Consider the following 490-nt stretch of genomic DNA (forward strand, 5'->3'; position numbering starts at 1 on the left):
ACAATTCCCCCGTGACAGTTAATCTCGATCACATCTTCTCGTGTAAAAGTTCTCGGCGCTTTTAACACTGATACCATTACTTCCTCAACGACACGATCTGAAGGTCTGTCTACGATATGACCATAATGAATCGTATGTGATTCAACCGAGCTGAGTGTTTTCCCCTTCGGTCCTTTATAAATTTTATCTGCGATTTGAATGGCCTCTGGTCCGCTCAACCGTACAATCGCAATCGCGCCTTCTCCCATCGGTGTGGAAATTGCCGCAATTGTATCCATGCTGTTCACCTCTCTTTACTTATGTTTCATCTATATAAAAAAATTTTTATAATGCCAAAACTAAAAGATAACATAGTTTGGTTCGAAGTGGAAGCTTTGTTATCCACAGAAATAGAAATTCGTCCCTTATTACTTTAACTTATCCACATGTGAATAACAATTAATTTTATTTCCTGAACTTCCTTTTTATCAACAGGATACACCTAAAAAGA

1 pseudogene is annotated in these 490 nt (G+C 38.0%); it reads right to left on the bottom strand.

From position 1 onward, the window contains the following. Positions 1 to 278: pseudogene (locus RVS70_RS22155) on the bottom strand (tRNA uridine-5-carboxymethylaminomethyl(34) synthesis GTPase MnmE); the annotation flags it as partial. Between the last annotated feature and the right edge of the window lie 212 nt (positions 279 to 490).

Source organism: Virgibacillus sp. M23 (assembly GCF_034190895.1).
In the GTDB taxonomy this organism is placed as follows: Bacteria; Bacillota; Bacilli; order Bacillales; family Amphibacillaceae; genus Virgibacillus; species Virgibacillus salarius.